The organism is Candidatus Xenohaliotis californiensis (assembly GCF_963930935.1).
Lineage (GTDB): Bacteria > Pseudomonadota > Alphaproteobacteria > Rickettsiales > CAWVOK01 > Xenohaliotis > Xenohaliotis californiensis.
The window spans coordinates 18,405-33,602 of the sequence record NZ_CAWVOK010000034.1; the positions used below are offsets into that span (position 1 = coordinate 18,405).

Sequence of the window (15,198 nt, forward strand, 5' to 3'; positions counted from 1 at the left end):
ACTAATCTTATATTTACAGATATTAACATGGATTTAGCAGTGGGTAGAAAAATATTATTTTTTATACATATTCTTTTCATTATATTTTCCCATAATATACATGCTAATTTTATTAGAGATGAGGAAATAGAATCATTTTTACATAGTATTGTTGACTCATTATCTGCTGTTGCATTGCCAGATGATATGAAGATTGATGTTTTGATGGTTAATGACCCATCTTTTAATGCATTTGTTTTAGGTGGCAATACTATTTATATTAATTCAGGTGTATTTGCAAAAGTTATGAATTGCGATCAGCTTGCAGCTATTTTAGCACATGAGTTAGCACATATAAAATTGGGACATGTTGCACGAATGAGTGAGCAAATAAGAGATGCAAAAAAATTGCTAATGTTAGTTTATGCAGGAACTACATTGTTAGCTGTAGCAAATAAAGGTAATTCTATGGATTCTGCTGCTGCACTTTGGTATGGTGGCGGGCATATGGTGCAGGCTAATATCTTACATCATTCTCGTACAAATGAAGCTGCAGCTGATATGAACGCAGTGGATTACATGTTAAGTACTGGTTACAATCCAGGTGAATTTATTAATTTATTGCAAGTAATGACTAAGAATGATAGTTTATCATCTACAATGAATTCTTATTTATCTACACATCCAATGAATAGAGAGCGTCTGGAATATATAAAAAGCTATTTTGATAGCAGAGATTTACCAGATCGGCATTTTAATAAACAATTTAATAATAAAGAAAAAGAACATGTTTTCCATAAGATTAAAGCTAAGATAGAAGCATTCACGGGGAATATTGATATAGTAAAAAGGAAATACAGCAATGATACATGTATATCTAAATATGCTATGTCTATAGTTAACTACAGAGAAGGTAGTGTAAAAGAAGCATTAGACTATTTGGATTTATTGCTTAATTCTTGTTACAAAAATGATCCATATATATATGAGCTAAAAGGTAATTTGTTTTATAGCATTGGTAATGTAAATAAAAGTAAAGAGAATTATTTAACTGCTTTGCAAGTGCTTAATAGTGATGCATTTTTGATTAAAATGGAATTGGCAGAAGCTTTAAAGAGTTCTTCCAATTTAGACAATTTAGATTTGGCTATTGAAAAATTACTTGGGGTTATTGCCATTGATGCTGATAATGCAAATGCATGGTATTTATTAGGTGAGGTTTACTATAATAAGGGTGATAAAATTGATTCTTATATAGCATTGGCAGAGTACAGCTTATTGCTTAATAAGCGTGAAATGGTAAAGCATTATATTAATTTAGCAAAGAAGCATAATAATGGTAGCAATGATTATGATGTTAGAATTAATGAAATAGAAATTCTTCTGCATAATATTTGACTGCTATGTGATTAGCTTACTTCTGTTACGCAGAGCAACTTCTAATGTGCCATTATCTAAGTAGTCAAGCTCACCACCAATTGGTATGCCAAATGCCAGTCTTGATGTGATAATGTTTTTCAATTTTAAAGCATTGGCAATATAGTGTGCAGTTGTTTGTCCTGATAGAGTAGCATCTGTAGCAATAATAACTTCTTCTATGCCACTTGTTGTACGTTGTATTAGAGATTGTAAGTTTATATCATTTGGTCCAATATTTTCAACTGCGGACAGATTGCCACCAAGAACGTGATATAATCCATTATATATTTTACTGTCTTCTAGAATCCAAAGATCTGCCACATCTTTTACAATGCATATTTTATTTTTTTCTCGTTTTGGATTAGAGCATATATGGCATGGGTCAGCTTCTGAGATATTGTAACATATGCTACAGCTTTTTATTTTGTCATTTGCTAAAGAAAGGCTGTGTAATAATGATGTCATTACTGTTTCTTTATATTTTAATATGTGTAATGTTAATCTACGTGCTGATTTTGGACCTATGCCAGGTAATTGGCATATGGATTTCATCATACAATCAATAACTTCACTGTGCATAGCTGACTGAATAAAACAGATTATTAATAACAGACTATTATTTTTTTTGATAATGTTCAATGTTTATGAGGTATGCTATTTGTTAAGCACTATATTAGTAGCTATAGTGTTGTAGTGCAGGCATTTACAATTGCTTATTATATCTTGCATTGCTATTACTAATCAAGGAAACATGAATTGCAGTATGCTATAGAGCATAATTACTAGACTATTGTGGTTTGTGCTTTATTTTTGGTATAGTTGATCCTGTGATAGATGGTTTTCCAAATCCTTGTCGTAGGAGCACTATCATGTCTAGATCTCTTTCTACTAAAGATTGGCGGCCCATTATTATGCCCAAAAGTCTTTGTCCATCTTTCTGTATAGATGTTATAAGGTTATGTCCAGAAGCATTTGTAAAACCAGTCTTTAGACCATCAACATCTTCATATATTTCTGTTATAATATTATGTCCTAGGTATTTTAAACCTTTTAATACAAAATGTGTTTCTGAGAAAAAATGGTAATGTTGTGGAAAATCATTGTGTAATGAAATAGCTAGCTTTGCCATGTCATTTGCTGTGCTTATCTGTTCTTGGTTGTGCAGTCCTGAGGCATTTTTGAATTTTGTGTCATGCATTCCAAGGTTTTTTGCTTTTTGATTCATTAGCACTGCAAATTTTGCTTCAGTGCCAGATATCATTTCAGCAGCTGCTACAGCTGCATCATTGGCTGATGCAATTATTATTGCTCTTATTAAGTCTTTGATTTTAACTTTTTCGCCAGGTTGCAGTTTAATTTTGCTTGGTATCATTGATGATGCATATTTAGACACCACAGCCTGTTGATTCATGGTAATTTTGTTATGTTTTAGTTGATCAAATATTATATAAGCTGTCATTAGTTTTGTTAGAGAAGCTGGGTGACGTGGTAAGTTGGCATTCTTCTGATAAAGAATAGTATTATCATTTACTCTTATTAGAAGTGTAGCATGTTTATTTTCATTAGCATATACTGCAAATGGGATTACATAAACAGTGCAAATTAAAAAAAATATTACTATTTGATTTAACATTTTTTACATCTAAGCATTTTTTTTTGTTATAGAGAAAATTTTATTTAAATGGAAGTTTTTTTATTTAGTTAATTTTATTTTAAATGTCAACATTTATTTCTTAATTTTTTATATTAAATAGACTATTAAATTTTATATTAAAATGTTAATATTTATCATAATTATTTAATAATAATTTATTAATTATAAGGTAAGTTTATGCCATCCACTTGTTTTTATACAATTTCTGAACAATTAGTTTTTAAGTCTAATGGAGTTAAACTTCCAGATATCCCAATAGTGATGTGTGGAAGCCTGATCTCTAATCTTAAGAGTTTTATTTCATCACAAAGTAAAAATGATGATACATATATTCTTATATGTGATAGTGCACTTTATGATATTATTGGAATGGACTTGAGAAAGACTATAAATTGTGAAGTTCTTGTGCTTGGAGAGAGGCCAAAAAGGACTGTGCAGTTAGCACAAGAAATTAGTCTTAAGTTTGCACAATATAGCTATGCTCTTATTTTAGGCAGTGGTACGGTAGTTGATCTTGGTAAGTATGCTGCAACTCTAGCTGGCAAACCATTTTTTGTTTTGCCTACTGCACCTTCCTCTACTTCATATTCTTCAACATTTGCAGTTTTGTATAATAATGGTGTAGTTGAATTTTTGCATACTAGTGCACCAAGTGCTATATATGTGGATATTAATTTAATTGCAGAAGCACCAGTTGAGCTCATTATTAGTGGTTTAAGTGAGTGTTTAGCATTCTATACTTTGGAGATAGATTGGCTGATTTCACATTTGACATTTGGAGAAAAATACAATGCTGAGGTATATAATTTTTTATTACAATATCTTGATAAAGTATTTGCTGCATCACAACAGATTGTATTGCACAATAAAAGTGCATTAGTAGTGTTAATGAATTGTTTACTAGCTGCTGGCCTAGTGATAGGTTTGTCTGATTTTAGTTATTTATTTCAGAGTGTTTATAATATATCAAATGTTTTAAAGAGTTTATATGGATGTTTTTCAGGTATAAATAATAACAAGCATTTAATTGTTAACACTTCTCTTATATACAGACTGCAAAAATATTTACTGAATGAGCAGATACCTGTTATGTATAATAATCCTGTTGCATTGGATACCAAGTTAGGCATTGTTATAGAGCAGCTGGAAAGAAAAAATGCAGTAGATTTTAGAGAGTTAAATTATAAAATTGCAGTATCTTGGGAGATGATAAAAAATAGATTAGCCACTATGCCAGATATTGCTAAGCTTTATAGAGATATTGGATTGAATTATAATTATAGAGATTTATTTATCTCAAAGAATGCTTATATTAAATCTGTGCAAACAGCACCATTTATGGTTAGCTCTTTCAGCTCTTTAGATATTGCTATGTATGTTAATCCAGAATTGATTGCTAAATTTATATAAATTAAATTATTACACAGTGTTTTTTAGTATTTAGTGCTAACAATAAATTACTTATGTTGTAGGCAACTGTGTGTTAGTTAATGTAGATCAATATAGAATTGTATTTAGTATATATCTAAATCTAAGGTTCTTTTACTATAATTTTCTATTTGCTAAATTTAATATTTGGTGCTTCTGAGTAAATGTTTGTTATAATATTTTTTTACTATAGTGTGATTTGTAGATTGTTATAGCAATCATATGTGCTGTGAGTTTATAGATATGATGATTTTTGCACTACAAGCTATTTAGCAATATTTTTAATCATAGATTGTAGTATTGTTTTTTACTGCAAGTAAATTGCATACATTTATATATAAAATGTATTTTGGCCTTAGCATATAGATATTTAACCATTTGCTATGTGCCTGTCTGGGCAGTATTGCATATGTATTTATTATTGTTTATAATTAAAAATTAATTTAACCACATGTTATTTTAGGTGCGTTATGCCATTAGGCAAAAAGTATAACTTTATTGAAAATGAAAAGATGTGGAATATAACTTGGCAAGATGAGTGTGTTTATGCTTATGATCACAATTCATCTGCAGAAAGATTTGTGATTGACACGCCACCTCCAACTATATCAGGCTCTTTACATATGGGTCATGTGTTTAGCTATTGTCATGCTGATTTTATTGCTCGTTTTCAGAGAATGTCTGGTAAAAATGTGTTCTACCCCATAGGTTTTGATGACAATGGCTTGCCTACAGAGAAACTGGTTGAAAAGGAGAATAAAATACGTACTTTTGACGTTACTCGTTCTAAATTTTCTAACATGTGTGCTGAAATTAGTGAAAAATTTAGAGAAGATTTTTATAATTTATTTACCAGACTAGGGTTTAGTTTTGATTGGTCTTTGTCATATAATACTGCAAACAAGCATTGCATGCATATATCTCAAGCATCATTTATTGAGCTTTATAATAAAAATATAGCATATTTGAAATATTCACCTTGTGCTTGGGATTGTTTAGATAGAACAGCTGTTGCACAGGCAGAGATTGTGGAGACCCAGACAGATAGTTTTATGCATGAAATATTTTTTACCTTATTAAGTCCAGAAGGTAAGAATTTGGGTCATGTTGTTATTGCAACTACTAGGCCAGAGCTTATACATGCATGTTTGGCAGTTTTTTTTCATCCAGATGATAAGCGTTATAGTAGGTTCAATAATGCCAAAAATTGTTTTTCTGTGGTAACCCCTTGTGGTATATGTGTGCCATTAATAGCTAATGATGAAGTTAATATTGACAAAGGTACTGGTCTTGTAATGTTTTGTACTTTTGGTGATGATTTAGATTTAAATTGGTACAATTCACCACATAAAATAGCTAATGCAAATCTGATATTTAAGTTGCACCCTAATGCTTTGGATAAACATGGTCATATTTTACAAGTTAAGCTTGATGATAACGATTATTTGGCAGATTTTGCATTTGATGTAGATAGTTCATCAATTGATCTTTCTAATTTTTGGAAAGTAGTTGATAAAGAATTATTTTTTAAATACACAAAAGCATCAAAAGATTTTTATGTTAAAAAAGCTAGAGACAATATAGTGGGTTTTTTGCAAGACAATAGATTTTTATCAAAAACTGAGCAAATAACTCATACTGTTAGGTGCTCAGAGCGTTCTGGTGCTTTGCTAGAATTTGTCTCATCAAGGCAATGGTATATTGATATTTTATCAAACTCAGATAAGCTTTTAAGTATGGCCAAGAAGTGTGAGTGGCATCCTGTTACCATGTATAGCAGAATAGAACAATGGATTAGTGGTCTTAAGGCTAATTGGTGTATTTCTAGACAGAGATATAATGGTATACCATTTCCTGTATGGTATATTGATTTAGCTGCACATGGTAAATTTAATGATAATTGTGTAATTTTTATTGCATCAGTGGTTGAATTACCCATAAATCCTATGGAAAGACCACCAAAGGAAATGCAGCTACTTCATAAATTAGATGATGATTCTAATGGTTTTTTAGTAAAATGTATTAATGATTATATTGCACCATGCAATATGTTTAATCTTGTTGGTGATATTGTTGTAAAAAATGGTGAGACTTTGTTTAAAAATGGTGATATTTTTAATATATATCCTGAAACTATGGTAATGGACACTTGGGCAACTAGTGCTTTAACACCTCAGATTAATGCTGGTGGGTTAAATGCCATTGATGCTCAAGATGGAAAATTTTTTAATAATGTTTTTCCAGCTAATTTAAGGTCACAGGCACATGAGATTATTAGAACTTGGGCTTTTTATACTATTGCTAAATCTTTTTTCCATAACAATATAGCACCATGGAACAAGATTATGATAAGTGGATGGTGTTTAGCCGATGATAGGAGCAAGATGAGTAAATCTAAAGGTAATACCATTGATCCTAATGTTCTTTTGATGAATAATAGCGCTGATGTAATTAGATATTGGGCATCTACAACTAAGCTTGGTGCTGATACATCTATCTCTGATGATACAATGTACAGTGGACATCGTCTTGTTAATAAACTTTGGAATGCAGCAAGGTTTGTTAGTTTACATGTTGATGCATTTTCTGCTAAATCAATTGATGAAGATATTGAATCTAAGGCTATAAATAGTGTAATAGATTTATGGGTTCTGCATAAGCTGTCTTTATTGAACAATAAGTATAAAAAGTGCTTTAATGATTTAGATTATTGTACTGCAAGACAAGCTGTTGAGGATTTTTTCTGGAGTGAGTTCTGTAATAATTATCTTGAATTTATCAAAGTGCGCATATATGCTGATCAGCAGAGCACTCCCATGGAAGAGAGATATAGTGCAGTAAATACAGTGTGCCACTGTTTTAGGGCTATATTAATCTTTTTTGCACCTTTCTTACCATATATTACAGAAGCAATATACCGTTCACTTTTTATTGCCACTGGTTCTATACATATCACAAATAATAAGATATTCCATAATGATAGCCTGAATATTCCTTCTGATGCTATTAGAATAGGAGAGGGATGTGTTTCTGTTTTGTCTGGAGTGCGTAGAATTAAGTCAGAGAGAAATATTTCTATTAAGAAATCATGTAAATTGTTTTTGGCTATAAATAATAATAGTGATTTTGTAGATGACATTAGCAATATTGCCGATTTAAGAAATGCTATTAATGCTGATTCTATCAGTTGGGGGGAAATGCCTAATGATAATTATGATGTGGTTGGTGACTACAAATTTAGTTTACTAACTAACTAGTTATTTATTTTTATGGTTGATAAGTTATTTTTTCTTACTGTTATCTCTCCATTTTTTTATTAGCATCTTTGGATTGTCCAGTTGAAGATGGGGAGACATTTGCACTGTCTTTCACGTCTGCTTGTAATGACATCTTGCCCATACCAGATATGATATTTCCCATATCTTTTGTTGATGCAGTACTCATGGCTTTTACTATACCACTATTTCTTAAATTTTTTAATTCTTCTGTAGTGGTTTCTTTTTGTGAGGTGTGTTTTATTGTTTCATTTTTTTGTTCATTAACTTGTTTTGTTGATTTATCATGCTCTATGGTTGTTGTTTGTGCTTTGCTATCATCTGTAATTTTATTACCTTCTCTTAAAGGATAGTCTGGTTTTGGTTCTGGTAATGCTGATGATTGAGACTTTGCTACTTCTTGCACTCTGCTAACAGCATCTGTATTTAAGCTTGATGATGATTGTGCTTTGTTAGCATCTGTAATTTTATTACCCTCTCTTAAAGGATGGTCTGGTTTTGGTTCTGCTAATGATGCTGTTGATTGCTTGCTATCTTGATGCACATTTTCCTTATAGCTTGGATTTCTTGGTGGAATAGGAGGTGGAGTATCGGCAACACTCTTTTTGTCTGCTGATTTTTCTTGAATATCCTGTGCATTGACTTTATTTGTATCTTGATGCACATTTTCCTTATAGCTTGGATTTCTTGGTGGAATAGGAGGTGGAGTATCGGCAACACTTTTTGTGTCTGCTGATTTTTCATTTTTTGCTGCTTGTTGTGTCTGTTGAGTGGTGGTTTTGCTTTGCTCATTGTCTACTTGCTGTTGTGGTACTGGAGGAAGTGGTCTTCTTGGTTCAGATTTTGTTGCTAATTCTGGTTGTGTTTGCTGAGGTTTTTCTTGACTTGCCTCAGTAGTTTGAGTTTTATTTTGTTGTGTTTTTTTATTCAGTATATTATTTTTTTCATTTATAGCATCATTGTGTAATTTTTCAATACTTGCTACTTTTTCTTTATTTATTTTTTCTTCAGCATTGTTGATACGTGCTTGTTTGCTGTTTTGTATATCTTGTTTTGTTTGTTTTATACTAATGTCCTTTAATTCTTTACGTGAGTCTACAAGACTATCACTAAGATGTTCTTGTTTTTTTTGCAATTCTGCTTGATCATTTCTTAATTTTGTAAGTTTTTCACTATCTAATTCCTTGTTTGCCGCTTTGGATATTGCTTTGTTTGTTTTCTCCAGTTTTTTATTAGTTTTTTCTAGCTCTTTTTGGGTAAGTGCAGCTTTTGCCTTTAATCTAGCTTTCTCTTTTTTTGCATTAGCAACAGCTGCTTTTGTATCTTGCTTTATAGATTTTGATACATTTTTAGCTATATTTTTCTTTTTTTTCTCAGATTCTTTGACAATTTTTTCTGCACTCTTTTCAGTACGTTTATCAATTTTGTTTATTTTTTTAGGTATTTTTTTAATTTGTTTTTTTTCTTCACTTGCCTGTTTTTTTGCAAGATTGTAGTCTCTTTTGCTTTCTTTTATTGCCTGTTTTGCAGCTAACTTGGCTGCTTTTGCTTCTGTTTGTATATTGCTTTTTCGGGCTTCTATATCCTTTTTTTCGGTTTTTACTACTTCCTCAACAGTTTGTTTGCTTGCCATTTTATCTTCTTTGCTGCGGTAGGCTTGTTGTTTTTGAGCAGCAGCACGTTCACGATTGGCCATTTGAGTCAGTTGCTCTGATTTGTTTTGTTGCTGTTTATATCCACGATCAAATTCTTCTTTTAATGCTTTATCTGGCTCTATTGTTGTTTTGTATAAAGCTTGTAAAGCTTTTTCTTGTTGTTCAGGTGTTGCTCCTTTTTCTACATACTGATTTACTAAGTGTTGTTTTGCTGCTTGATTACCAGCTTCTGCCTTGCCAAATAAATTTGCTGCATTGGCAGAATCAATAGGTGCATAAGCCTGCACCATTTTTTCTGTGGTCATTTTGTCTGTAACTACATTTACACTATCGTGTCTACCAGCCATTGTTTGATATTTATATATTATGTATAAATATTTTAAACATAAAAGATTAATTTTTGTTTATTTTGCATACTGTTTTTAATAATGTATAGTTTTACACTAATATGTGTTTTAGTATGGCTTTACGCATGCACACTCCCATTTTTACCTGATTGTTGATAACTACACGATCATCAGATAAAACACTTTCCATTACTTCAACATTTTTGTTAACTGGCCCTGGGTGCATTATTATGGCATCTTTTTTTAAGTTTAGCAGAGTTGTAGGTGTTATTTGATTTATTTTTAATTTTTTATATAAATCTTTTTTGCTACTATAGATGTGAGCTTTAATTCTTTCCTTATTATATTGAGGTTCTAAGATCATCATTCTTTCCTCTTGAGGTCGCAAGATCATCAATACATCTTGCTCAGCTATTAGATTGGGATTCAGGTGATGGGCTACAGTTATATTTTCTGTTATATTTTTTGTTGTTAATGCAGGTGGTGAAATTATGGTTATATTGGCGCCAAACATGGACAGTAGATTTATATTGGAGTTTGCAACTCTGCTTAACAGTGTATTGCCACATATTGCAACATTTAGATTCTTAATATTTTTTTTATACAGCATGATGGTTGCTAAGTCTAATAATGCTTGAGTGGGGTGATTAGTTGTTCCACTGCCTGCATTTATCACTGAGAAATTATGGCAGTACTTGCTTGTTATTTTAGATAGATCATTCTCACTGCTTCTGATGATTAGCATATCAGGATCCATGGCAGCTATTGATTGAATTGTGTCTACAATGCTTTCATCTTTTTGTAAAGAGCTTGTGCTTGGATTGAAATTTATCACATTTGCACCTAATTTATATGCAGCTATTGAAAAAGATGTGAGTGTTCTGGTTGATGGCTCAAGAAAAAGATTGATAATTATTTTATCAGTTAATATTGGCTCAAATTGATTATCATGATAGTATTGTATAGCTTTGACAACTAGATTGTTTATATCTTTTTTGCTTAAGTCTTTTATAGATAAAAAATGTAACATTGCAGCATAAATTTTCTTGTATTATAAAGTATTTACTGACATCTTACACGTTAAAAAAAGATTTTTTATGAAGACAAAAAAACAGTTGAGCTATCTGTATGGTATATATGCTGAATTATTTGTTATAGCAATACTTTGGCTTTCCTTTTATAGAATAGTTGCTAGAAGATATCGTAGCTCATATGGTGAAATAGATATTGTGGCAACTAAGGGCATGGAATTAGTTTTTGTAGAAGTAAAAGCTAGAAAGAAGCTTGATAGTTTTGAACTATTAAGCAAGAAGCAGTTTAATAGAATAAAGCATAGTGCAATGTTTTTTCTTTATGAGAATAGATATAAAAGCTATGTTAAAAATATAAGGTTTGATATATTCTATGTTAATGGATTCTGGCATTTTCATCATATTAAAAACATTACACAATTATAAAATCTTCTAGATTATGCTATGCATAAACAGCAATTCCAGGTGATTCAGGTTCATGTAATGGAGTTGTATGAGATTGTACTATATTAGTATCTGGCTCTTCTTCTGGACTTGTGACTGCATTACATGCTTCACGAAAAATTTCACTATCACTTACCATTGCCATTCTTCTTGACATATTAGCAATACCGGCTGTTTTATTTAAAGCTGCAACTGCCAATTCTTGATATTTTTTATGAAATCCAGTTCCTACTTTAATATTTGTAGCATTATTTTTTTCTTGTTTTGTTAATGATGACTCACTTCTTGGAATGCTAAATGAAAAACACCCAAGGTTATATTTATCAAAAATATTTTTCTTGCCATCTTCAATGATAATGCATAAATCAACTGGGGCATCAGTAAGCTGGCCAAGTTCAGCACTAACTGTAGTTAGCATGCTGGCAGGAATTGTTCTGTCTGTGGATATTGTCTCATATAAACAATCACGTCCTTTTTCAGCAGATCTAAAGTTTTCTAAGATGTTTGATATAAGATAATCTGTAAACGTTAATTTACCATCACTATTAAAACAGCAAACTATAGCAAAAAGTATTGCACTAAAGAAATCAGAAAATTTTTTGTTACTAACACTTAGTAATTTTTTAAATAATTTTAATATTGTTTTATTATGTGAACTACTATGATTTGTAACACTTAATGCAACCATCATAGACTCAATGTCTGTTAAATTTATTGTCACATTATTGTCTCTAGATTTTCTTGCATAGTAGTTTATAGTATTAATCAAATCTATTAGCACACATAATTCTGTTTTAGATAAATTGTCCGGTACAATGCCTATTTTTGCCAAAAAACATGGTGAGAGATAGAGCATAATATTTTCTAATGCATCAGTAGATTCTGGTGAAATAAGCATATAATCATGCCAATCAGTCATAGAATATGAGCTATGTTTATCACTACTATCTCCTATTGTTTGTTGACTTGGTTTTGCTAAATTTTCCCATTTATCTACTGTATCATCTTTTGTATCTACTTCACTTAGCATGGTAGATAGTTTTTCTGGTGCAATTGATGTATGGCCATGATTCTTATTGTTAACCATATCTGCAAATATAGTATCTAAGGATGTTTTAGCAAAGAAATTACCTATAGTGTATGCAAAACTTGGGTTACCAGGGTAAATAGCTTTATACATAAATAGGTCAAGCTTCCTACATAAATCTTTGATCACAGGGAGTGTTTGCTTTGTTGTGCAATATTCCTCTAGACATGAGAATTCTGATAAGCTATCTTTTTCTGATGTTTTGCTTGTGTTTGCTTTTACAAATACTTTTGCAGATCTGATTTGTTCCTCAGACCACTCACATTTTTCTCCTCTTATTTCATTGACATATTCTAGATTGTCTAAAATAGCCATAATCATTGCTTTTTTAACTAAACTAGACATTACTCTAGGGATATTGAATCTATTTCCAAGTGTAAAAATAAAAGAGTATGTTTTTTTATCTGCTGTTTCTAATGGAATACATCCAATTTTTTGTAAGAATTCAGCAATAACTCTTGTTTTTGATTCTTTGAGATCTGTTGTTTCTATATCATGAAGTGTGATGCAATCAACTGCAAATCCATAATATATAGATAATGAATCTGCTTGACTAGGTATGAGTGGTTGGTGTTGCACACTATAATGTCCAATATCAATATTTTCTGCACATTTCTTCTCTTTTTTTAGAGGAAGGTGTTTAGTTAATTTTTCAATTGATAAGTCAGCATTGGAGAAGTCTAGTTTTTGCCAGAACTTACTTTTTTGAACTTCTTGAGCTGCATCATAATACAGTCTTTGTGTTTCAGCAGATGCTTCATTAAGTCTATCAATTTTGTTTGGATTGAGTGCACTCCATAAACTTTCTGCAGATAGGCTATGTTCAAATTTTAGATATACGCTAGCAGAAGATGCAGTTAATACAATGCATTTAAGCCATTCCTGATCTTTTGGACTTGCAGCTTCATCTGATCTTATAAGTTGTAGTAGTTTTTTTAATGGATCATATGTACTGGATGTAGGTTGACCAACCAATGTAGCACTAGATGTTGCTTCTTCACAATCTTCCCAAGGCTTTGTGGTTGAATATGATGGTTCTTGCTCCAAGGACTTACTCATTTCTACCAATACATCTATGCTAAAACATGGTACTAATGGATATGCACCAATGGATATGTCAGCAATATTTACCAATCTTTTTTTAAGGGAATAAATAGCATCATTAATTGCATCTGCATGGCTGCAGTGCAAAAGATCTGCAGCTGTTCTACCACATGGTTTTTCTATTATTCTTTTTAAATTTTTCAGTGGTGTTATAATTAATGCTAAAGCTATTGCAATGATTGAGTTTTTTGATTCTTTATTTATACAACCATTATTATATGATTCTGCCACCTTTGTTATTAGATTTAGAAAATCAGAGTGTAGTGTAGTATCAAGTCCATATAAATATGATTCTAATACAGCTTCTGTAAACATTTTAAGATGAGCTGATATCTCTTTATTAGCTTGACATCCTATTTCTGCAATTATTTGAATAAAAAATCCTATGCTCTCAGTGTAGTCTAATGTTGTTAAACCTTTGCTATTTCTTATTTTACCACAGAGTACTTCTAGTCTTTGTTTGTCATTATCAGATAAACTGGCAGCTGTTTTTGTTCTATTTTTAAACCTGGGATCAATAGATGTGGCAATGGTTTTTATATTGTTATAGATAGTATGTATATTTTTATATCTTTGGTTATAGACAGAGGGGTTAGATTCTTTAGGTTGAATACAGCTGCTAAGCTTTTTTGAAAGTTTTGTAATAATTTTTTTAACAGTTTCATGGTGTGAAGTAGCTTGCATGGTGCTTGGTGTGTGCTGATTAGGCATAATGCATGTTTGATATATTATTTATTATTACTAAATAATAACATAGATTTTTATAAAGTAAATCTTTTTGCAATTATTTTATGTTTAATAACTTTATGTTGTTACATATTTGCTATTATTGGGTGTATTTGTATTTATTGGCAGCACAGAACATTCTTTGATACAACTATCTGTTGTGCTAATTTTTTTAGCATGTTCTGAGCTTATTGCAAGTGGTAGTATAATGTATTTTTCACCATCACCATCACCAATATAAACAACCTGTTTTTTTATTGGTTGGCTGTCTACTGTTTCTATTTCCTGGTTTTTTATTTTTTCTATGAGTTTGACAATTATGCTATCTAAATCATTTAACACTGCAAAATGCCAATCTGTTTCTTGTAGTATTTCACAAATTGCCAAAGATTCTTGTTGCTCCAATTTTTCTGCAATTTTTTTTGCTTTTTCTTCTATTATGTTAGTTGCATTAAATAAAGCTTGAAAAAATAGAAATATGAAGTCAATGCATAGTACTATGGCCTGTATAAGTTGCCATAGCATATTGGTTTCATTTTGTTCATATATTTCAAATAGCCTAGTATATAGTTTGTCATAAAAATCAACAGGATCTTCTTTAATTTTTTGCATAATAATATGCATGGAGTAAGGGCAGTTGCTGTTATATTTGTCAATATCACTTATATTATGCATTAATTCACCTATGTAAGACACACAAGATAGGCTAAGTTTTTTTAATTGGGTTCGATCAGCTTGATTGTTACAAAAAATTTTTGGATGACTATCTTGTAGTTCTTGAATAATTGATTCCGAGAATACTGTTTGTAGTATTTGTGTAGGACTTTCTATTTTAGTTATATCCTGTGTTTTAAATACAGATTTTGTTGTAGTGCTGCTCTTTAGTTGGTCACTATCATTATCTTGCATGCCCATAATTATAATTTTATTATTTAAATTTTAACTATTTTATTTTTTTGATGTATGAATTTATAGCATGTTTTTTTTAATGTCAAAACCAGAGTCAGTTGATGACATAGATTAAGTTTTGAATAGTGTGTAATATGACA

Annotated in this window: 10 protein-coding genes; 4 read left to right on the plus strand and 6 right to left on the minus strand. The window is 30.9% G+C overall.

Features of this window, described 5'->3' with window-relative positions; genetic code table 11:
• The first annotated feature begins 27 nt into the window (after positions 1–27).
• Entirely contained in the window at positions 28–1,377 is a 1,350-nt protein-coding gene (locus AABI72_RS04650) for a M48 family metalloprotease (RefSeq protein WP_338364891.1), read from the plus strand.
• 3 nt (positions 1,378–1,380) lie between these two features.
• Here AABI72_RS04650 and recR read toward each other — a convergent pair whose 3' ends face one another.
• A complete protein-coding gene (recR, locus tag AABI72_RS04655; RefSeq protein ID WP_338364892.1) occupies positions 1,381–1,977 on the minus strand; it encodes a recombination mediator RecR in 597 nt (198 codons plus the stop codon).
• Positions 1,978–2,185: 208 nt separating this feature from the next.
• Positions 2,186–3,031 carry a D-alanyl-D-alanine carboxypeptidase family protein gene (locus AABI72_RS04660; protein ID WP_338364895.1) on the minus strand — a complete coding sequence of 282 codons (846 nt, stop codon included), beginning with the start codon at positions 3,029–3,031 and terminating at the stop codon, positions 2,186–2,188.
• A gap of 198 nt (positions 3,032–3,229) precedes the next feature.
• Here AABI72_RS04660 and AABI72_RS04665 point away from each other — a divergent pair, with 198 nt between their 5' ends.
• Positions 3,230–4,462, plus strand: coding sequence for an iron-containing alcohol dehydrogenase (locus AABI72_RS04665; protein ID WP_338364897.1), 1,233 nt, complete (start codon positions 3,230–3,232; stop codon positions 4,460–4,462).
• A 488-nt stretch (positions 4,463–4,950) separates the two neighbouring features.
• Entirely contained in the window at positions 4,951–7,737 is a 2,787-nt protein-coding gene (locus AABI72_RS04670; protein WP_338364899.1) for a class I tRNA ligase family protein, read from the plus strand.
• Positions 7,738–7,777: 40 nt separating this feature from the next.
• On the opposite strand, the gene AABI72_RS04675 is transcribed toward AABI72_RS04670, so the two are convergent.
• Positions 7,778–9,757, minus strand: coding sequence for a hypothetical protein (locus AABI72_RS04675; protein ID WP_338364901.1), 1,980 nt, complete (start codon positions 9,755–9,757; stop codon positions 7,778–7,780).
• Between the two features lie 91 nt (positions 9,758–9,848).
• Positions 9,849–10,787: an aspartate carbamoyltransferase catalytic subunit gene (locus tag AABI72_RS04680; protein WP_338364903.1), complete on the minus strand. Its 939-nt coding sequence runs from the start codon at positions 10,785–10,787 to the stop codon at positions 9,849–9,851.
• A gap of 67 nt (positions 10,788–10,854) precedes the next feature.
• On the opposite strand from AABI72_RS04680, the gene AABI72_RS04685 reads away from it, so the two are divergent.
• The gene (locus tag AABI72_RS04685) at positions 10,855–11,214 is read left to right on the plus strand and encodes a YraN family protein (RefSeq protein ID WP_338364905.1); all 360 of its coding nucleotides are present in this window, start codon (positions 10,855–10,857) and stop codon (positions 11,212–11,214) included.
• 16 nt (positions 11,215–11,230) lie between these two features.
• Here AABI72_RS04685 and AABI72_RS04690 read toward each other — a convergent pair whose 3' ends face one another.
• A complete protein-coding gene (locus AABI72_RS04690) occupies positions 11,231–14,134 on the minus strand; it encodes a hypothetical protein (RefSeq protein WP_338364907.1) in 2,904 nt (967 codons plus the stop codon).
• Between the two features lie 93 nt (positions 14,135–14,227).
• Positions 14,228–15,064, minus strand: a complete 837-nt coding sequence (locus tag AABI72_RS04695) for a hypothetical protein (RefSeq protein WP_338364909.1) — start codon at positions 15,062–15,064, stop codon at positions 14,228–14,230.
• Positions 15,065–15,198 lie beyond the last annotated feature (134 nt).

What these genes read in the sequence shown, in the direction of transcription:
- AABI72_RS04650 (WP_338364891.1), top strand. Translation starts at nt 28, where the DNA reads ATGGATTTAGCAGTGGGTAGAAAAATATTATTTTTTATACATATTCTT.
- recR (WP_338364892.1), bottom strand. Translation starts at nt 1,977, where the DNA reads ATGCACAGTGAAGTTATTGATTGTATGATGAAATCCATATGCCAATTA.
- AABI72_RS04660 (WP_338364895.1), bottom strand. Translation starts at nt 3,031, where the DNA reads ATGTTAAATCAAATAGTAATATTTTTTTTAATTTGCACTGTTTATGTA.
- AABI72_RS04665 (WP_338364897.1), top strand. Translation starts at nt 3,230, where the DNA reads ATGCCATCCACTTGTTTTTATACAATTTCTGAACAATTAGTTTTTAAG.
- AABI72_RS04670 (WP_338364899.1), top strand. Translation starts at nt 4,951, where the DNA reads ATGCCATTAGGCAAAAAGTATAACTTTATTGAAAATGAAAAGATGTGG.
- AABI72_RS04675 (WP_338364901.1), bottom strand. Translation starts at nt 9,757, where the DNA reads ATGGCTGGTAGACACGATAGTGTAAATGTAGTTACAGACAAAATGACC.
- AABI72_RS04680 (WP_338364903.1), bottom strand. Translation starts at nt 10,787, where the DNA reads ATGTTACATTTTTTATCTATAAAAGACTTAAGCAAAAAAGATATAAAC.
- AABI72_RS04685 (WP_338364905.1), top strand. Translation starts at nt 10,855, where the DNA reads ATGAAGACAAAAAAACAGTTGAGCTATCTGTATGGTATATATGCTGAA.
- AABI72_RS04690 (WP_338364907.1), bottom strand. Translation starts at nt 14,134, where the DNA reads ATGCCTAATCAGCACACACCAAGCACCATGCAAGCTACTTCACACCAT.
- AABI72_RS04695 (WP_338364909.1), bottom strand. Translation starts at nt 15,064, where the DNA reads ATGGGCATGCAAGATAATGATAGTGACCAACTAAAGAGCAGCACTACA.